Consider the following 18,691-nt stretch of genomic DNA (forward strand, 5'->3'; position numbering starts at 1 on the left):
GGTGTAGGTTATGGCGCTTGGACGCACCCACCGGAGAGCCTCATGGACACACTATCTCAACTGGCGGCTGAACTTGGGCGCCAATTGCACACGCTTGACGCCCAGGTCACAACGGCCGAGTCCTGCACCGGCGGTGGCATCGCCGAGGCCATAACCCGAATCGCAGGCAGCTCTGCTTGGTTTGAGGCTGGTTTCGTCACTTACTCCAATCAGCAGAAAACCCGTCAGCTTGATGTACCACACCCTTTATTTGCTCAGGTGGGTGCTGTCAGCCGTGAGGTAGTCGAGGCAATGGTTCGCGGTGCACAGGCGCACAGTGGTGCCCACTTTGCTGTGGCGGTGAGTGGCGTGGCTGGCCCCGGTGGTGGGTCAGCAGAAAAACCAGTGGGCACCGTATGGTTGGCGTGGGGCGTGGGTGATGAGGTGACAGCCGAGCGCAGGCACTTCCCCGGCGACCGCGATGAGGTCCGCCGACAAACCGTTATTGCAGCGCTGGAAGGCCTAATACGCCGAACGGTACGAGAAATAGAAAATCAGGGGTAGGCGATCGTTTAACCCTGTGGAATAATACTGGCTACTTATACAGTTATCGGCCGTCACGGCCTTATTGATTTTGAGAGGACTTTAATGGACGACAACAAGAAGAAAGCCTTGGCTGCGGCCCTGGGTCAGATCGAACGTCAATTCGGCAAAGGCGCCGTAATGCTGATGGGCGATCAGGATCGCCAGCCAATTCCGGCCATCTCTACCGGCTCGCTGGGTCTGGACATCGCTCTGGGCATTGGCGGTCTGCCAAAAGGCCGTATTGTTGAAATCTACGGTCCAGAGTCTTCGGGTAAAACCACCCTGACACTGTCTGTTATCGCACAAGCGCAAAAAACCGGCGCCACCTGTGCCTTCGTTGACGCCGAACACGCCCTTGACCCTGAATATGCGGCCAAGCTGGGTGTAAACGTCGATGACCTGCTGGTTTCTCAGCCGGACACGGGCGAGCAAGCGCTGGAAATTACCGACATGCTGGTACGTTCCAACGCGGTTGACGTGATCATCATCGACTCCGTGGCCGCTCTGACTCCTAAAGCTGAAATTGAAGGCGACATGGGCGACGCGCACGTGGGCCTGCAAGCTCGTCTGATGTCGCAAGCGCTGCGTAAAATCACCGGCAACATCAAAAACGCGAACTGCCTGGTGATCTTCATCAACCAGATCCGTATGAAAATCGGTGTCATGTTCGGTAGCCCGGAAACCACCACCGGTGGTAACGCCTTGAAGTTCTACTCGTCGGTACGTCTGGATATCCGTCGCACGGGTGCCGTGAAAGAAGGCGATGTAGTGGTGGGTAGCGAAACCCGCGTCAAAGTGGTCAAGAACAAGGTGTCACCGCCATTCCGTCAGGCTGAATTCCAGATCCTGTACGGCAAGGGCATCTACCTCAACGGTGAGATGATCGACCTGGGCGTACTGCATGGTTTCGTCGAAAAAGCGGGTGCCTGGTACAGCTACAACGGCAACAAAATCGGTCAGGGCAAGGCTAACTCTGCCAAGTTCCTGGACGATAACCCGGACATCAAGGACGCCCTTGAGAAACAATTGCGCGCCAAGCTGCTGGGCCCAAAGACTGAAAGCGAGCTGGCTGAATTGAAAGTCATGCCAAAAATGAGCAAGGCGGCCAAGGCAGCGGCTGAAGAAGCTGAAGCGGCAGAAATCGAGTTCGAAAACTCTGCAGAAAACGACAACTGATAGAACTCATGACTGTCGTTTTGGATAACCTCGTCGCGGTGCGGCGAGCTGCAATGGACCTGCTCGCGCGACGCGAGCATGGTCGCGTCGAGCTGACGCGTAAACTGCGCCAGCGCGGCGCTTGCCCTGACATGATCGACATCGCCCTCGACCGTTTAACGGAAGAGGGGCTGTTGTCGGAGTCGCGTTACCTCGAAAGCTATATCAATTACCGTGCAGGCTCTGGCTATGGTCCTATGCGTATTCGCGAAGAGCTAAGCCAGCGCGGCTTGTCGCGCGGTGATATAGAAGAAGCTTTGCGTGAGTGTGGCTTGAACTGGCAAGCACAGTTGGAAGACACCTGGCGCCGTAAGTTTGCCGGTAAGTTGCCTGCAGATGCCAAAGAGCGCGCCCGGCAAGGTCGCTTTTTAAGTTACCGAGGTTATACGCTGGATATGATTGGTCGCGTGTTAAGCGGCCGCGAATTTGATGACTAGCGACTACACCTGTAGTCGCTGCCAAAGGCTGCGATGAGTCGCGCAGCGCGCCTGTTTTAATCCTTACACCAAACGTTCACTGGCTACTTGATTCTCCAGCGACTCACACTGCGCCGCAGTAGTTTCCAAGTCGTCCATTTCCCAGTGCTGCGGCAGGTTGATAAAGTCGACCAGTTCGCGCAAACGCCCCTGATTGCGCCCGCTGAACGCGAAACTCAAACAGTACAAGTTGAGTGACGCGTCATGATCCTGCCCGTCATCTGGCGACTGGCAAAACCCATTGTTCAAGCAGATATCGGCAAAGGCCTTTTGGATGTGCGCCAACGCATGCACGTTAAGCGGGTACTTCATGCGCAGAACAAAGGTTTTATTCAGCCAGCGGCTTGAATGGAAGTTGTTATAAAACTGATTGATCTCGGCCTGGGCCTCTTCGGCGCTGTGGGCAAAGCGCATCAATTTCAGATCGTTAGGCAAAATGTACTGATTGGCTTCCAACTGGCTGTGAACGAACTCCAGTGCGCTTTTCCAATACGTCCCGCCTGGCATGTCCAGTAACACGATGGGCACCAAAGGCGATTTGCCGGTCTGAATCAATGTCAGTACTTCCAGGGCCTCATCCAGCGTACCAAAACCTCCAGGGCACATGATCAGGGCATCTGCTTCCTTGATGAAGAAGAGCTTGCGGGTGAAGAAGAAATGAAAGGCCAGCAAATTGGCAGAGCCATTGATTGTCGGGTTGGCGCGCTGCTCAAAAGGCAGGGTGATATTGAAACCCAAGCTGTGCTCGAGCCCCGCGCCTTCGTGGGCGGCCCCCATGATACCGGCACCGCCCCCGGTGATGACCATCATGTCGGCACGAGCCAGTGTCGCGCCCATCTCGCGGGCCAGCGCATACAGTGGATGTTCAACGGGAGTGCGTGCTGAGCCAAAAACCGTGACCTTGCGTCGACCTTTGAAGGTTTGCAGCACCCGGAAGGTTTTTTCCAGCTCGCGGATGGCTTGAAGCATGATCTTGGCATTCCAGCGATCAAGATCGTCGTGGGCCATGCGTAGCACGGTGAACAGCATTTCGCGATACAGCGCACGATTCGGGCTGTCAGGTGCGACCAGCTGTAGCTGGGCATCGACGTGTTGAGCTAGGTCGAGGCCCTGCCCCTCGAAAAACAGCGGGACAGAATCATTGGATTGATCGGACATGTAATTCTCCTTCTACACAGCATCCTTGAGAGCGCCGCACATTGCTCAGGCGCCTAGACACACAGTGTCCATCACGATACCTTGATAATGGTCCCGGTGTATCAGCGCTGGCAACCGCTAATTGGCTGATGTAAATGAAGAATTACAGAGCGGGTGAGGGCACGCCGTCAGCAGTGACGGCGTGATGCGCTGGGGCGATCAGCCTTTACGCTGGCAGTTTTCAGCACGGATATCCTGGGTCAGCACCGGCGCGTTGGTATTGTATTCGCGGATATCGAAACGCATGGTGGCGCCCCGGGCCATCAGTTTGCGGAAATTGGGATCGCTGCAAACGCTGCGGCCCAACTGTGGAACAGCCAACTCAGGGGCCGAGCGCATTTTGGCGGCCATGTTCGGGCTGGCTTCCAGGCTGTTGATCAGGACAGTGCCATCCACTGTAAATCCCTTGTCCAACAGATCAGGGCTGATAGCCCGCGGTTTTCCCACGTTGCTGGCGTCTGCCGTCGCTTGCAGGGACTTGTTCAGGTTGAATTCTGCAAGAGAGGCAGCTTGCGCGCCCACAGGCAGGGCCAGCAATAGGGCTACGGTTGGAATAATAGTGCGCAACATGAATCTCTCCTGATTTGCGTGACGCAGGCTTTGACCCGTCATCGATCTGTGCGTTCAGTGGCGCAGGAGTATAGGTCAGCATTGAGTGTCAGGAAATGCCCGACGTCATGCTTTGGCATGTAGGCCCGTGCCCTCTGGTAGACTGCGCGACTTTCTCTATTGAGCCCGTTTATTCGCCAAATCGAGGCGAGTCGGCGGCTGCTGCCGTAAGTAAAAACCAATGACATTGACGACTTTTTCCCCTAACGCTGTAGCCCGTTTACGAGACGAGCGTGAAGAGGAGAGCACCAAACCGTATTTGGCGCGTGGTTCTCGTGCGCCGCGCTGCCATACCTGCCGCGTGATAGAAAGTCATTGTCTATGTCGGTGGCGGCCAAAGGTCAGCTCGCGCTCGGGCGTATGCCTGCTCATGACCAAAAAAGAAGTGTTCAAGCCCAGCAATACCGGGTGGTTGATCGCAGACGTGGTCAGCGACAACTTTGCCTTTATCTGGTCGCGGACCGAGACCGATCAAGACCTGTTGGCCTTGTTGGCGGACCCTCAGTGGCAGCCTTATCTGGTGTTTCCCGGCGAATATGTGGAGGCCGAGCGGGTCACTCATACCGTCGAAGTCGACAGCAACAAGCGGCCGTTATTTATCCTGCTCGATGCCACTTGGACCGAGGCCCGCAAGATATTCCGCAAAAGCCCTTATCTGGATGGGTTGCCGATCCTGAGTCTTTTGCCAGAGAAACTTTCGCGCTATCGCTTACGCCGTTCCACGCGCAGTGAGCATTTGTGTACGGCCGAAGTAGCCAGCCTGTGCCTTGAGCTGGCGGGCGACACTCAGGCATCGGCCGCGCTGGATGCGTATTTCGATGTGTTCAGCCAGCATTATTTGGATGCCAAAAACCAATTGCCGGTCAACGAATTGAGTGCAGCGCATCAGGAACTGGGCTTTTTTGTAAAAGACCTTCCTCAGAACCGGACTCAATAGACTAAAGAAGTAGCGCTACAATTTTCGCGGCGAAGTAAACGGTTAGCCCCTTTCGATTTGCGCGGTGGCAAAGTAATAGCCCTTACTGGACCGCAGTGTCAGGTTTTACGCTTGACCCTACCGTTTTCGCTGGGCATGCTTGGCGCCGATTCGGCGGCAGATGCTGCTCAAACGCTGAGATGTTCTGACTTTTAGCGTAAATCTTGCCTTTTGATGCGCAGTCTTCTGATTGTTGCTCGAGTTGCCTTAGCGGGTCCTGGCTGTAAACCAGGCCTGCCTGAAAAACAGGATCATTTAAAAAATGGCCACATACGAAATCCTGATTGCTGATGACCATCCGTTGTTTCGCAGTGCCTTGCACCAGGCGGTTGCCTTGGGGCTGGGCTCTGATGTTCGCTTGGTCGAGGTCGCCAGTATTGCCGAGTTGGAAAAACAGCTGGCAATAAAGGCCGATTGGGATCTGGTGCTGCTCGACTTGAACATGCCAGGTGCTTACGGTTTCTCCGGATTGGTGCTGTTGCGCGGGCAATACCCGCAGATCCCGGTGGTCATGGTGTCGGCTCAAGAAGAGGCGTCGGTCATGGTCCGCTCCCGCGAGTTCGGCGCCAGTGGCTTCATCCCTAAATCCAGTTCCATGGAAGCCATTCAAAGCGCGGTGCGTGCAGTACTGGACGGTGATGTTTGCTGGCCGCCCCAGGCATTTGAAGAGGTGACGGTTTCGGCAGAAGCCAAAGCGGCCAGCGAAGGCCTGGCCAGCCTGACACCTCAGCAGTTCCGGGTGCTGACCATGGTTTGTGAGGGGTTGCTGAACAAGCAGATTGCCTATGAGTTGAGCGTCTCGGAAGCGACGATCAAGGCGCACGTGACTGCAATTTTCCGCAAGCTGGGGGTGCGGACCCGCACTCAGGCTGCGCTGCTGCTGCAACAGCTGGAATCCATATCGAGCCATTAAAGTGCCGGGCTTCACGCATTTTTGACGCCGTGTCGCTTAGTTTCCCCATTAATTTTTTTGCGCAGTTGCTTATCTATGTCGCCTTTCAAGGGTAAAACCGGATTTAAACGGATTTTGAATGCTGGCGGTTACTCGCTGGACGGTCTACGCGCAGCCTTCACTGGTGAGGCGGCTTTTCGGCAATTGGTGCTGCTTAATGTGGTGTTGATTCCCTTGGCGTTCTTCCTGGAGGTGAGCCGGGTCGAGCGTGCGTTGCTGATAGCCGTATGCCTGTTGGCGTTGATTGTTGAGCTGATCAACTCGGCCATCGAAGCCGCGATCGATCGAATTTCCCTCGACTTGCACCCCTTGTCGAAGAACGCCAAGGACATGGGCAGCGCCGCTCAATTGGTGGTACTGACCCTGATCGCTGTGGTGTGGGCGGTGATTCTGCTTTAAGCGATGGCCGGCAAGACAATTTCGTCGCTGCGCTGAACCCCGGCGGTAAAAGCGCGGCACAGCTCCAGAAATTCGCGCATGGCAGAGGTTTGGTACTTCTTCTTGTGCCAGATAAAGAAAAACTGCCGTGCCAGATCCAGGTCTGGGGTTTCGACCGCCACCAGGCTGCCGCGGCGAAAAGCGTCACGCAGTGCCAGGCGAGAAATACAGCCGATGCCCAGGCCCGACTCAACGGCCCGTTTAATTGCTTCGGTATGTTCAAGCTCCAGACGGATATTGAGCGCACTTTGATGATGACGCATGGCTTGGTCGAAAGTGAGGCGAGTGCCGGATCCTTGTTCACGTAAAATCCAGGCTTCACGGGTCAGTTCTTCGAGAGTTGCGTGGCCACGGGCAGCCAGTGGATGTTGAGGGGCGCAAAACACCACCAATTCATCCTCGACCCAGCTCTGAACCTCGATATCCGGATGGCTGCAGTCGCCTTCGATCAGACCTAGGTCAATTTCATAATGGGCGACTTGTTGCACGATATGCGCTGTATTTTGGACAATCAGTTTGACTTGGCTTTCCGGGTGTTCCTGCATGAAACTACCGATCAGCAGCGTGGCCAGGTAATTGCCAATCGTCAGGGTCGCACCGACGGTCAATGAGCCAAAGCCCGACTTGCCATTAAGCAAGTCTTCGATTTCCTTGGCCTGGTCCAGTAAGGCGACGGCTTGGGGGAGTAATTGCCGACCCAGGGCATTTAGGCTCAAGCGTTTGCCCGCGCGGTCGAACAGTTGGCAACTGGTCTGACGTTCCAACTCGGTGATTGAGGTACTGGCGGCCGATTGTGAAAGAGCCAACAAGCCTGCAGCGCGTGAAACGCTCTCTTGTTGGGCGACAGTAACGAACACTTGGAGTTGTCTGAGAGTAAATCGCATATCGATATAACCGATAACCCTTATCTTAATAATTCAGTTAACAGATATTGTCGTCGCCATTAGAATGCTGTGCAATCGCGCTCATAGTCAGCGCTGGCGAATTTAGGAGCCCTGTACATGAGCAACATGAACCACGAACGTGTCCTCAGTGTTCATCACTGGAATGACACCCTTTTCAGCTTCAAGTGCACCCGTGATCCGGGCCTGCGCTTTGAAAACGGTCAGTTCGTGATGATCGGCCTGCAACAGCCAAATGGCCGTCCGCTTATGCGCGCTTACTCCATTGCCAGCCCTAACTGGGAAGAGCATCTGGAGTTCTTCAGCATCAAGGTGCCGGATGGTCCGTTGACCTCCCAGTTGCAGCACTTGAAAGAAGGCGACGAGATCATCATCAGTAAAAAACCTACGGGTACGCTGGTGCTGGACGACTTGAAGCCGGGCAAGCATCTGTACCTGTTGAGCACTGGTACTGGCTTGGCGCCTTTCATGAGCGTCATTCAGGACCCGGAAACCTACGAGCGTTTTGAAAAAGTGATCCTGTGCCATGGCGTGCGTTACGTCAACGAAGTTGCGTACCGCGAGTTCATCACTGAACACTTGCCGCAGAACGAATTTTTCGGCGAAGCGCTGCGTGAAAAACTGATCTACTACCCGACCGTAACCCGTGAGCCATTCGAGAACCAGGGCCGTCTGACGGACCTGATGCGCAGCGGCAAGCTGTTCAGCGACATCGGCCTGCCGCCGATCAATCCGCAGGACGACCGAGCCATGTTGTGCGGTAGCCCAAGCATGCTCGACGAAACCAGCGAAGTGTTGAACAGCTTCGGCCTGACCGTATCGCCACGCATGCGTGAGCCGGGTGATTACCTGATCGAGCGCGCCTTCGTCGAGAAGTAAGCGTCGCTGTACAAAAAAGCCCGCGCTACCTCAAGGTAGCGCGGGCTTTTTGCTATTCGTGACGACAATTCGACTCGCGATCTCTTAATCTTGACGCTTACGGTTGGCTGGCTAAAACAACCTCAAGCACACGAATTACTCCCGGCTCCGGATAATGCCAGCGCACATCCAGATCCCAGAACTGCGCGCCGTATTCACGCTCTACTGTAGGGGTTTGGTAGGCCGGGCGCGGGTCTTGTGCCAGGCACTGCTCAATCAAGACCACCAACGGCTCCTGCAGGCGCAACGCATGGGCATGCGCCTCAAGCAGGGCTTTGTCCGACCAGTACACTGGAATCAGCACCGGAGCGGCACTGGCCATGCTGTTGCTGGCGCTGTCGATGATATCGGCGTAAGGCACATACGGCTTGATGTCGAGAATCGGTGTTCCGTCGAGCAGGTCGATGCCTGAAATGTGCAACCGATCGGCTTGCACCTTGTCCAGCCTGACCACGGACTGGCCGATGCCATTGGGCCGGTGAGTAGCACGCGTGGCAAACACTCCCATGGACTTGTTGCCGCCCAAGCGAGGTGGACGCACCTTGAGTCGAGGCTTGTCTTCCAGCGCCTGATGAAACACAAACAACAGCCAGACATGGCTGACCTGCTCCAGGCCTTGAACCGCATCGCCCTGGTCAAAGGGTGCAACCAACTCCACCACACCCCGGGCAGCAGGCGCCAGTTGGGGTTGTCGAGGAATAGCGAACTTCTCCTTGAAGCAAGAGCGGACAAAGCCGACGGGAGAAACGGTGTAGGGCATGGTCGCGGGCTCCCAGCTTGCAGCTCAAAGCTGCTTTTAACCTCTAACCCGCAGGGTCAGTCCCTTGAGAAAGTTGCGCAGCAACTGGTCGCCACAGGTGCGGTAGTTGGTATGGCCGAACTTGCGGAACAGGGCACTCAGTTCTGGCTTGGACACCGGGAAGTCAACCGATTTGAGGATCGTGTGCATGTCTTCCTCTTTAAGTTCGAACGCCACGCGCAGCTTTTTCAAGATGATGTTGTTGGTCACGGGTAGCTCGACCGGCTGCGGTGGACGGCTTTCGTCCTTGCCGCGCTTGAAGATCACCAGGCCATCCAGAAAGTGCGCCATGACATTGTCCGGGCAGCGCACAAAGCCTTCTTCTTCGTCTTTTTTCAGGTAGGTCACGATGTCGTCTTTGGTGACATCCAGACCGCCCAGCTTGATGATCTCGACAACTTTGTTGTCGCTGATGTCCAGCATGTAGCGCACGCTGCGCAATACGTCGTTATGAATCATAGGGGTAATCCTGATAATCGGCAGTGAGCACCGCAGGCCAGGCTGCGGTCTCGAAATAGGGCGGCATGGCCGGAGTTAGAACTTTTCTTTGGCCGTCATATAGCGCCATTGGCCAGCGGGCAGTTTGCCCATCGACACGCCGCCAATACGAATCCGGCGAATCGAAATGACGCTGAGGCCTACGGCCTGGCAAAACAGGGCAATGACGCCCGGTTGCGGATTCTTCATTGCAAAGCGTAGGCGATTCTCACTCTGCCAACTGGCTTTGACTGCTGGCAGTTCACGGCCTTTGTAGGTCAGGCCGTGGTTGAGTCGATTCAGGCCATGGGGAGCCATCTCGCCAGACACCTCAACCACGTATTCCTGCTCAATTTTGCCGGCGTCGGCCGTCAGCTTGCGAACGATTTTCCAGTCCTGGGTGAACACCAGCAAACCGCTGGCATTGGCTTGCAGCTCATTGCCGACGGTCAGGCGCAGAAAGTGCCCTTTGAGTGGGCGCTTGGCGAAGCGGTGTTCTTCGCTCAGGGTCTGCGGGCTGAGCAGTTGCATGGCGCTGTCAGTGTCCAGGCCCGGTGGGGCGTTGAGCAGCAGGGTGACGGGCTCGGGGGCGGTGGCCTTGGCTTGCGGGTCCAGTTCGACTTTTTGCTGGTCGACCTTGAATTGCGGTTCGTCGATGACTTCGCCATCTACCGTGACCCAGCCACCTTCAATGAACAGTTCGGCCTCACGGCGCGAGCAGCCGACGAGTTCGATGAGGCGTTTGGAGAGACGTATCGGTTCAGACATGACAGGGGCCGTAATGTAATTGGGCGGCTATTGTACCCGCCTGGCGCCGGTTAAGCCCGGCAACATTTGACTTATGCGCGTGTCAGGCATGGCTGGCGCTTGTACCGCAGGTGAAGTAACGGATAAGGCTGGCCCAGACCATCGGTTTCACAGCGCCCGATTACTTCAAAACCTTGCTTGAGGTAAAAGCCGATGGCTTGCGGGTTTTGTTCATTGACGTCCAGGCATTCGGCGTTCAACTCGTCTATGGCGAACCTCAGCAAGCCCTTGCCAATGCCCTGGCCTCGATAATCCGGGTGGATGAAGAGCATTTCAACCTTGCCGCCTGCAACCCCGGCAAACCCGGCAATACGCTTGTTGATCGGGTCTTTGCAGCAAATCAGCATCACTGCGTCCAGATACTGGCTGATGACCAGTTGGCGTAGCAGCACAATATAACTGTCAGGCAAAAAATCATGGGTGGCGCGAACAGACGCTTCCCACACCTCGGTTAACGTTTGGAAATCCGTAATACGGGGTGTTTGGATAGCCCATTTGTGTTTCATCGTGCCTCCGGACACTGATGATTGAGCAGCTTCCTAACAATAGTCGTAAAAAAAGCCCTGGCGCCTAAGCGGCAGGGCTTTTTTTGCGTGCAGTTTGTCGTTTACAGCGCTTCAGCCCACAAATCGTATTCGTCGGCATCGGTGACGCGGCACATGATCTTGTCGCCCGGCTTGATGTCTTTCTCGGTGGCGATGAATACGTTGCCGTCGATTTCCGGCGCATCGAAGAAGCAACGGCCCACAGCGCCTTGCTCGTCGACTTCGTCGATCAGCACTTCGATCTCTTTGCCGATCTTCAGTTGCAGGCGTGCAGCACTGATTGCCTGCTGGTGAGCCATGAAGCGCTCCCAACGATCTTGTTTAACATCGTCCGGTACGATGGCAGCGTCCAGCAAGTTGGCCGGCGCGCCTTCGACTGGCGAGTACTGGAAGCAACCGACGCGGTCCAGTTGGGCTTCTGTCAGCCAGTCCAGCAGGTACTGGAAGTCTTCTTCAGTTTCACCCGGGAAGCCGACGATAAAGGTCGAGCGGATGATCAAGTCCGGGCAGATCTCGCGCCAGTTCTTGATGCGGGCCAGGGTTTTGTCTTCAAAGGCCGGGCGTTTCATGGCCTTGAGTACTTTCGGGCTAGCGTGCTGGAACGGGATGTCCAGGTAGGGCAGGATCTTGCCGGCCGCCATCAGCGGGATCAGCTCGTCAACGTGCGGGTATGGGTAAACGTAGTGCAGGCGAACCCAAACACCCAGTGTGCTCAAGGCTTCGCACAGCTCGGTCATGCGTGTCTTGACCGGCGCACCGTTCCAGAAGCCGGTGCGGTATTTCACGTCGACACCATAGGCGCTGGTGTCTTGGGAGATGACCAGCAGCTCCTTGACCCCGGATTTGACCAGGCGCTGCGCCTCGTCCAGCACATCACCTACCGGGCGGCTGACCAATTTGCCGCGCATTGAAGGAATGATGCAGAAGCTGCAGCTATGGTTACAGCCTTCGGAGATCTTCAGGTACGCGTAATGACGCGGAGTCAGCTTGATGCCTTGCGGCGGCACCAGGTCGATCAGCGGGTTGTGGTCCTGACGGGGTGGCACCACTTCGTGAACCGCGTTGACCACTTGCTCGTACTGCTGAGGGCCGGTCACGGCGAGCACGCTTGGGTGCACGTCACGGATGTTGCCTTCTTCGACGCCCATGCAGCCGGTCACGATGACCTTGCCGTTTTCCTTGATGGCTTCGCCAATGACTTCCAGCGATTCAGCCTTGGCGCTGTCGATAAAGCCGCAGGTATTGACCACCACGACGTCGGCGTCCTGGTAGGTGGAAACAACGTCGTAGCCTTCCATACGCAGTTGCGTAAGGATGCGCTCTGAGTCGACCAGTGCTTTCGGGCAACCCAAGGAAACAAAGCCAACCTTAGGGTTGGCTGGCGTGGTAACGGTGGACATGGCGAACCTCGGTATGTAGTGACGTTACATGCCCGTAAAGGCTGCACGACGAACGGGCGCTTAAGGTTTCTTGCGCCTCTGATCAAAAAAAGTGCGCAATTTTAGCTATGGTGAACGCACTTGACCAGCGTTATACGGGGATTTACGACGAGTGCTGCGCTATGCTGCGCGCCGTTGCGAAAACAGCTTTTTAACGGAGCTGATTTTGTAGGTAAAAGTCGTGGCTAACAGTCAGAAAATCAGAGCATGCTGCACAACAAATGCGGCGCTCGCCATTAGAAACACGGTCCAAAGTCGTAGGAGTGGTTAATGGGGCATGTCAGTAGTCCGGCAACAGAAGACGGTCACTCAAAGGCAAAACCTATCGGAATGCTGGTTGCCGCGGTTGGCGTGGTATATGGCGATATCGGCACCAGCCCGCTGTACACCCTCAAAGAGGTGTTTACCGGCGGGTATGGCGTACAGGTTAACCACGATGGCGTCTTCGGTATTTTGGCGTTGATCCTGTGGTCGCTGATCTGGGTGGTCTCGATCAAGTACGTGCTGTTTATCCTGCGTGCCGACAACGAAGGCGAGGGCGGCATCATGGCCCTGACCGCGCTCGCACGTCGGGCGGCGTCACCTTATCCGCGGTTGCGCACGGTACTGGTGATTCTGGGGCTGATTGGTGCTGCGCTGTTTTATGGCGACAGCATGATTACCCCGGCCATTTCGGTCCTGTCGGCCGTTGAGGGTCTGGAGCTGGCGTTTGACGGCCTGGATCGCTGGGTCGTGCCGCTGGCGCTGATTGTACTGATCGCGCTGTTTTTGATTCAGCGTCGCGGCACGGCCACGCTCGGCAAGCTGTTCGGGCCGATCATGGTGCTGTGGTTTGTGGTGCTGGGCGGGCTCGGGATCCACGGTATTGCTCAACATCCAGAAGTACTGAACGCGTTGAACCCGATATGGGGTGTGCGTTTCTTTGTTTCCCATCCGGGTATGGGCGTGGCCATTTTGGGTGCCGTGGTGCTGGCCCTGACGGGAGCCGAAGCTTTGTACGCCGACATGGGGCACTTTGGACGCAAGCCAATTGCCCGTGCCTGGTTCATCCTGGTGTTGCCCGCGCTGGTGCTCAATTACTTTGGGCAGGGCGCCTTGCTGCTGGAGAACGCCGAAGCCGCGCGTAACCCGTTCTACCTGCTGGCGCCGAGCTGGGCGTTGATTCCCCTGGTGGTGCTGGCCACACTGGCTACCGTCATTGCCTCTCAGGCGGTGATCTCTGGGGCTTTCTCGTTGACTCGCCAGGCGATCCAGTTGGGTTACATCCCGCGTATGCACATTCAGCACACGTCCAGTGCCGAGCAAGGGCAGATCTACATTGGTGCGGTGAACTGGTCGCTGATGGTCGGGGTTATTCTGCTGGTGCTGGGCTTTGAGTCGTCGGGCGCTCTGGCTTCGGCCTACGGCGTGGCCGTGACCGGCACCATGTTGATCACCAGTATTCTGGTGTCGGCAGTGATGCTCATGTTGTGGAAGTGGCCGCCTGTGCTGGCCGTGCCGGTGTTGGTCGGGTTCCTGCTGGTCGACGGCCTGTTCTTTGCGGCCAACGTACCGAAAATCGTGCAGGGCGGTGCCTTCCCGGTGCTGGCGGGGATTGTGCTGTTTATCCTGATGACCACTTGGAGACGCGGTAAGCAGTTGCTGGTCGATCGGCTGGATGAGAGCGCCTTGCCGCTACCGTTGTTTATCAGCAGCATCCGCGTTCAGCCTCCGCATCGTGTGCAGGGCACTGCCGTATTCCTGACTGCCCGGCCGGACGCCGTGCCCCATGCCTTGCTGCATAACCTGCTGCATAACCAGGTGTTGCACGAACAAGTGGTGTTGCTCACCGTGGTCAACGAAGACTCCCCGCGGGTACCTGCCCAGCGGCGTTTTGAGGTTGACGCATACGGTGAAGGCTTCTTCCGGGTGATCCTGCACTTCGGCTTCATGGACGAAACGGATGTACCCGAGGCGCTCAAGCTGTGTCATCTCGACGAGCTGGATTTCAGCCCGATGCGCACAACTTACTTCTTGAGCCGTGAGACGGTCATCGCCTCCAAGCTGGTAGGCATGGCGCGCTGGCGGGAAGGGTTGTTTGCTTTCATGTTGAAGAACGCCAACAGCAACCTGCGGTTCTTCAATTTGCCGGTTAACCGGGTGATCGAGCTGGGAACCCAGGTCGAGATGTAACGAGCCTTGTAGTGACGTCAAACCCCTGTAAGAGCGAGCTGGTATCGCGATCAGATCAAAAGATCGCGATGCTCGCTCCTGCAGGGGTTGGGTGTTTTACGGGGCTGTAGCCTGGTGCTTTTTGATCATGTCGACCAGGCGTTGAGCCAACGCCGGGTAGTTTTCATCAAAGTGATGGCCGCCAGGTAGCTTCACGCTTTCACCTACTGCGGTTTTGGCGGTGCAACCGCTTTCATCTGCTTCTTCCGCGCCGTAAATGCACACCACTTTGTTGGCAGGCAGCTTGGACATGGCTTCGCCAGTATCGGTTTCTGCGCCTGCTTTACCCAGCCAGCCATCAACGTGAATCTCGAAGCTGCCCGAGCGGGCGAACGCCAGCAGGATAATCGCGTCGACGCGTTTCTGCTCGGCCTCTGGCAAGAGGTTGTAGGTGGCAGGCAAGACATCGGCACCAAACGAATAGCCGACCAAGACGAAGCGCTGGGTACCCCATTTCTGACGGTAGTGCTGCATCAGCTCGGTCAGGTCCGTGGCGCTTTGCTCAGGTGTCTTGTGCTGCCAGTAGTAGCGCAGCGTGTCGATACCCACCACCGGATAGCCGATTTTGGCCATCTCGCCGGCAACGTCACGGTCCAGGTCGCGCCAGCCGCCATCACCGGACAAGAACAAGGTCACGGTGCTGTTTTGCTGGCCTGCAGGCACTTCTACCACCGGCATATTCAACCCGCCGTTGTCATCGCCAACCAGGATCTTGCGTAATTCGTTACTCAGGACCTGTGGGAAGTGAATGTCATAGTCGCTGATGCTGGTCTGGGCATTGGGCTGATCACGTACGAACGCAGCGCTTGGATCGTCAGGATTGTCGTTCCAGGCCACTAGCCAGCTACCGTGCGCCGCAGATTTTGGCACAGGCAGTTTGCAATCAGGCTGATCGAGGGCGAAACCAACCGACACGGCCTGGGCTTTGTCATTGGTTTGCTCGGAGAGCCAGCGCCAGGCCAGGGTTGCGCCCGGGCCGATACCGCTGACCAATGTGGCCGGAGCAGATAACTGCTTGAGCGCCGTTTGCAGCGCTTGCTGCTGCAGGTCGCAGTCTTCTTTAGGCAGGATGACCTGCACCAGTTCTGCCTTGCCGCCTCGGCTCAACGCCATGAGTTGAGTATCGGTCAGGGCCTGGTCGGCCGGCGTTGCAATGACCACTTGGGCGCGCGCCTTCTGGCCCGGAATCACCTTGGTGAGGGTCGAGCCATCGGTTTGGCTCACATGCTCGACCGTTGGCTCGGGAGCCGGCCGATTCCAGAACCAGTATCCGCCGGCCGCCACTGCAGCCAGTATCAGCAGAATCAACAGCAAAAAACGCCAGGAACGATGTTTCATTAACGTTTCACCAATCCAGTCAAGCCGCCTGCAATCAGGGCGGCGGTATCAGCCAGCGCCACCAGCGGGTCTAGCCCGGCAGGCACGGCCATATAACGAGGTTCCCAGTCAGGCTGGAATTTGTCTTTAAAGCGACGCAAACCCTGGAAGTTGTACAGGTGCTCGCCACGCTGGAACAGCATTGACCCTAGACGCTGAGTCAGCGGTGCGCCACGACGGGGTTGCAAGCCAGACAATGGGACCATGCCCAGGCTAAAACGTGCGTATCCATGCTTTTTATAATGCTGAATCAAGCCGACCATCATGTACTCCATGGTCAGTTTGGGGGCTTCCGGGTGGGCGCGCATCAGATCGAGGCTCGACAGCTCATGGCTGTGAGTCTCAAGCAAGTTGGCAAAGGCCACGGGTTTGCCTTCAAAACGGATGATGGCAACGCGAAAGTGCTTGATGTAATCCTCGCTGAAGCGTCCGAGCGAGAAGCCTTTTTCGCGCACGTTTTTGCCGGTCAGCCACGCATCGGAAATCACTTTCAACTCGTCCATCGGTGCTTCGCCCGGTTCGTGGATTTCCAGTGACAGGCCGTCACGGGTGCCGCGGTTCCAGGTGTAGCGCAGGTCTTTCATCTCTTTGCCTTTGGCCTCGAGATCAAAGCGGTGCAGGTCAACCCGGGCCTCTTCACCCAATTTGATCGCGGTGAGGCCAATGTCCATGTAAAACGGCAAATTCTCGGCGCGCACCTGGTAGAACACCGGACGAGCGTGGAAGGTGTCGCACAAATCACGGAACTGCCAGATCAATTCGGCGCGTTGTTGCGCCGGGCCGATTGGGTCGTACAGCGCAACCAGGCTGCGGCCACGGCGGGCATACATCAGGAAGGCGCTGTCGTCCGGGTGGAAGAGCAAGGCTTTGTCGCCGGTCAAGGCGAGGCCGCCGTCAGGCTGATCCGACGCCAACAGGATTTTCTCGGCGCGCTCCAATTCCCCGGCATCCGGCAAATGGATGGTTGGCCGCGCCGTGCGCAGCAACCAGGTCAGGGACACGATGACCAGCAGCACCGCAGCGCCCATCAGCGAGCGCAAGCCACGTGGGGCGTCTGAGTCGAGGGTGAACTGCCACCACAGTTGGTGGCTGTACGGCACGTCCTGATACGCAAACAGCAGCAGCCACACCGAAGCGCCCAGTACGCACGCACTGGCCACCAGGTAGAGCGGTGAGAAAGGCAGTTCGGTCAGGCGGCTAGGGCGATAGAACGAGCGGCGGAACAGGCCCAGCAGGCTCGCGGTCAGGACCAGTATCGTGGCTTCTTCCCAGTCAAAGCCCTTGAGCAGCGAGAGTACGGCGCCCACCAGCAGCAGAATTGTGGTCAGCATCCAGGCTGCCGAAAGGCGGCGACGCAAACCCTGAGCCAGCAACAGGCACAACACGCCGATCAGGCTGGCGCCAAAGTGCGAGGCGTCGATCAGGCGGTGTGGGATCAGAAAACCGATGTGCTCAAGCCGGGTGTCGATTTCGGGTGTGGCGCCGGAAAACAGCAGCACCACGCCGGACATGAACACCAACACCGCCAGAATCGGCGCGGCAAGGCCAGAGGCGACCCGCAAGCTCTGCCGGGTCTGGATCAGGCGTTGAGCTTCGTTGATCAGCAGCATCAGGCACGCCAGTAGCAGCGGCAGAATCACGTAGATCAGGCGGTACAGCAGCAGGGCGGCGGCCAAGGGGGCGGCACCCAGCTTATCGGCAAAGGCGGCCAGCAAGATCGCTTCAAAAACACCCACGCCGCCCGGCACATGGCTGAGTACACCGGCGGCCAGTGCCAGCAGGTAAACCAGCAGGAAAGCGCCAAAGGGCGGCGCCTCTGGCAGCAGCAGATACAGCACAGTGGCCGCTGCCGCAACGTCCAGCGCAGTGATGACCAATTGCAGCAGGGTCAGGCGTGCACTTGGCAGGCGCAAAGTACGGCGTCCGGCTTTGACCAGCAGGTTGTCCGGGATAGGTTGTTCGGGGAGGCGACGACGGTAAATACCCAGCGCCAACAGCCCGAACAGCAACAATACGGCGACCGCAATGCCGCCCAGAATGTAGGCCGGTATGTGCAGGGCTGCAGAGGCCGCGGGCAGGTTGCTCAGGGTTGCCAGGGCGGCGAGGGGCGGCAATGCGCAGCCCAGCGACAAGCTGGCAAACAACGTCATGTGTGCGACTTCGGAGGCGCCCACGCCGTGGCGTGCGTACAGGCGATAGCGCACTGAGCCACCGGACAGCAGCGACAAACCAATGGCATTGCCGATGGCAAAGGCGGTGAAGCCACCCAGTGCTAAGGTCTTGCGCGGCAGATGGACGCCGGCATAGCGGCTGGCAGACCACTCGTACCCGAGCAGAATCACAAAACCGACAGCGGTCGCCGCTACGGCGCCGAGCAGGGCAGGCCTGGGCACGTCCATGATCGAGTCGTGCAGGGCGTACAGGTCGAGTTCGCTAAGCAGATGGCGGCAGGCAATCAGGGCTATGGCAAACAGCAGTAGTGTGATCGCGAGTCCAATAGGTTGGCGGTACTTGCTCAGCAGATCCAGCAAATGCAGGCGTTTGGCTGCAATCGGATGGGCTGCTGTCGCGGGTTCTTTAAGTTCTGGCGAGTTATCGGGCATCAATCACCTCGTGAATCGTGCGCGATAGGATGGAGGCATACACTCAAGTTACCAATCCTTTTGGTCAAAATATTTCAAAATACATTCAACTGTTCGCCTGATGTTCAGGTTTGGCATGTGAAAAAAAGGTAATTGCTGCCGCTCAGCATAGACGACCGGCTCTTCAGATAGATGACAGAACCTTCA

18 protein-coding genes are annotated in these 18,691 nt (G+C 57.1%); 8 read left to right on the forward strand and 10 right to left on the reverse strand.

Annotated elements, in window-relative coordinates; genetic code table 11:
* Positions 1 to 42: 42 nt before the first annotated feature.
* From NTD86_RS18080 to recX, 3 genes are all read left to right on the forward strand, one after another.
* On the forward strand, positions 43 to 543 hold the full coding sequence (locus NTD86_RS18080; protein WP_262204204.1) for a CinA family protein: 501 nt from the start codon (positions 43 to 45) through the stop codon (positions 541 to 543).
* Positions 544 to 627: 84 nt separating this feature from the next.
* Entirely contained in the window at positions 628 to 1,740 is a 1,113-nt protein-coding gene (gene recA / locus NTD86_RS18085; protein WP_262204205.1) for a recombinase RecA, read from the forward strand.
* A gap of 8 nt (positions 1,741 to 1,748) precedes the next feature.
* Positions 1,749 to 2,216 (forward strand): recombination regulator RecX, encoded by a 468-nt coding sequence (gene recX, locus NTD86_RS18090; RefSeq protein WP_262204207.1) that lies wholly within the window; start codon positions 1,749 to 1,751, stop codon positions 2,214 to 2,216.
* 63 nt (positions 2,217 to 2,279) lie between these two features.
* Here recX and NTD86_RS18095 read toward each other — a convergent pair whose 3' ends face one another.
* Together NTD86_RS18095 and NTD86_RS18100 are read right to left on the reverse strand one after the other, a co-directional pair.
* Positions 2,280 to 3,413: a TIGR00730 family Rossman fold protein gene (locus NTD86_RS18095; protein ID WP_262204209.1), complete on the reverse strand. Its 1,134-nt coding sequence runs from the start codon at positions 3,411 to 3,413 to the stop codon at positions 2,280 to 2,282.
* A 198-nt stretch (positions 3,414 to 3,611) separates the two neighbouring features.
* Positions 3,612 to 4,022 carry a quorum-sensing-regulated virulence factor family protein gene (locus NTD86_RS18100; RefSeq protein ID WP_262204211.1) on the reverse strand — a complete coding sequence of 137 codons (411 nt, stop codon included), beginning with the start codon at positions 4,020 to 4,022 and terminating at the stop codon, positions 3,612 to 3,614.
* Positions 4,023 to 4,242: 220 nt separating this feature from the next.
* Between NTD86_RS18100 and NTD86_RS18105 the strand changes: the two genes are divergently transcribed.
* From NTD86_RS18105 to NTD86_RS18115, 3 genes are all read left to right on the forward strand, one after another.
* Positions 4,243 to 4,998 carry a tRNA-uridine aminocarboxypropyltransferase gene (locus NTD86_RS18105; protein ID WP_262204213.1) on the forward strand — a complete coding sequence of 252 codons (756 nt, stop codon included), beginning with the start codon at positions 4,243 to 4,245 and terminating at the stop codon, positions 4,996 to 4,998.
* Between the two features lie 301 nt (positions 4,999 to 5,299).
* A complete protein-coding gene (erdR, locus tag NTD86_RS18110) occupies positions 5,300 to 5,950 on the forward strand; it encodes a response regulator transcription factor ErdR (protein ID WP_262204215.1) in 651 nt (216 codons plus the stop codon).
* A gap of 75 nt (positions 5,951 to 6,025) precedes the next feature.
* Positions 6,026 to 6,388: a diacylglycerol kinase gene (locus tag NTD86_RS18115; RefSeq protein WP_262204216.1), complete on the forward strand. Its 363-nt coding sequence runs from the start codon at positions 6,026 to 6,028 to the stop codon at positions 6,386 to 6,388.
* On the opposite strand, the gene NTD86_RS18120 is transcribed toward NTD86_RS18115, so the two are convergent.
* On the reverse strand, positions 6,385 to 7,311 hold the full coding sequence (locus tag NTD86_RS18120) for a LysR family transcriptional regulator (RefSeq protein ID WP_262204217.1): 927 nt from the start codon (positions 7,309 to 7,311) through the stop codon (positions 6,385 to 6,387). The two genes, NTD86_RS18115 and NTD86_RS18120, sit on opposite strands and share 4 nt — an antisense overlap.
* Before the next feature lie 117 nt (positions 7,312 to 7,428).
* Between NTD86_RS18120 and fpr the strand changes: the two genes are divergently transcribed.
* A complete protein-coding gene (fpr, locus tag NTD86_RS18125) occupies positions 7,429 to 8,208 on the forward strand; it encodes a ferredoxin-NADP reductase (protein WP_262204218.1) in 780 nt (259 codons plus the stop codon).
* Between the two features lie 97 nt (positions 8,209 to 8,305).
* On the opposite strand, the gene tsaA is transcribed toward fpr, so the two are convergent.
* The 5 genes from tsaA to rimO all read right to left on the reverse strand — a co-directional run bounded on the left by tsaA (position 8,306) and on the right by rimO (position 12,275).
* Positions 8,306 to 9,007: a tRNA (N6-threonylcarbamoyladenosine(37)-N6)-methyltransferase TrmO gene (gene tsaA, locus NTD86_RS18130; protein WP_262204219.1), complete on the reverse strand. Its 702-nt coding sequence runs from the start codon at positions 9,005 to 9,007 to the stop codon at positions 8,306 to 8,308.
* A 36-nt stretch (positions 9,008 to 9,043) separates the two neighbouring features.
* Positions 9,044 to 9,505: a DUF1456 family protein gene (locus NTD86_RS18135; protein WP_262204221.1), complete on the reverse strand. Its 462-nt coding sequence runs from the start codon at positions 9,503 to 9,505 to the stop codon at positions 9,044 to 9,046.
* Positions 9,506 to 9,580: 75 nt separating this feature from the next.
* Positions 9,581 to 10,291, reverse strand: a complete 711-nt coding sequence (locus tag NTD86_RS18140; RefSeq protein WP_262204222.1) for an rRNA pseudouridine synthase — start codon at positions 10,289 to 10,291, stop codon at positions 9,581 to 9,583.
* Positions 10,292 to 10,362: 71 nt separating this feature from the next.
* The gene (locus tag NTD86_RS18145) at positions 10,363 to 10,836 is read right to left on the reverse strand and encodes a GNAT family N-acetyltransferase (protein WP_262204223.1); all 474 of its coding nucleotides are present in this window, start codon (positions 10,834 to 10,836) and stop codon (positions 10,363 to 10,365) included.
* 101 nt (positions 10,837 to 10,937) lie between these two features.
* Positions 10,938 to 12,275 carry a 30S ribosomal protein S12 methylthiotransferase RimO gene (rimO, locus tag NTD86_RS18150; RefSeq protein WP_262204224.1) on the reverse strand — a complete coding sequence of 446 codons (1,338 nt, stop codon included), beginning with the start codon at positions 12,273 to 12,275 and terminating at the stop codon, positions 10,938 to 10,940.
* A 309-nt stretch (positions 12,276 to 12,584) separates the two neighbouring features.
* Between rimO and NTD86_RS18155 the strand changes: the two genes are divergently transcribed.
* Entirely contained in the window at positions 12,585 to 14,486 is a 1,902-nt protein-coding gene (locus tag NTD86_RS18155) for a potassium transporter Kup (RefSeq protein WP_262204226.1), read from the forward strand.
* Positions 14,487 to 14,582: 96 nt separating this feature from the next.
* Here the strand turns inward: NTD86_RS18155 and NTD86_RS18160 are convergent, their stop codons facing one another.
* The gene (locus NTD86_RS18160; RefSeq protein ID WP_262204227.1) at positions 14,583 to 15,863 is read right to left on the reverse strand and encodes a virulence factor family protein; all 1,281 of its coding nucleotides are present in this window, start codon (positions 15,861 to 15,863) and stop codon (positions 14,583 to 14,585) included.
* Complete coding sequence (gene mprF, locus NTD86_RS18165; protein ID WP_262204229.1) at positions 15,863 to 18,505, reverse strand: bifunctional lysylphosphatidylglycerol flippase/synthetase MprF; 2,643 nt, start codon at positions 18,503 to 18,505, stop codon at positions 15,863 to 15,865. The genes NTD86_RS18160 and mprF overlap by 1 nt, the downstream gene beginning before the upstream one ends.
* Positions 18,506 to 18,691 lie beyond the last annotated feature (186 nt).

This window comes from Pseudomonas sp. 7P_10.2_Bac1 (genome assembly GCF_025465935.1).
Classification (GTDB): Bacteria; Pseudomonadota; Gammaproteobacteria; order Pseudomonadales; family Pseudomonadaceae; genus Aquipseudomonas.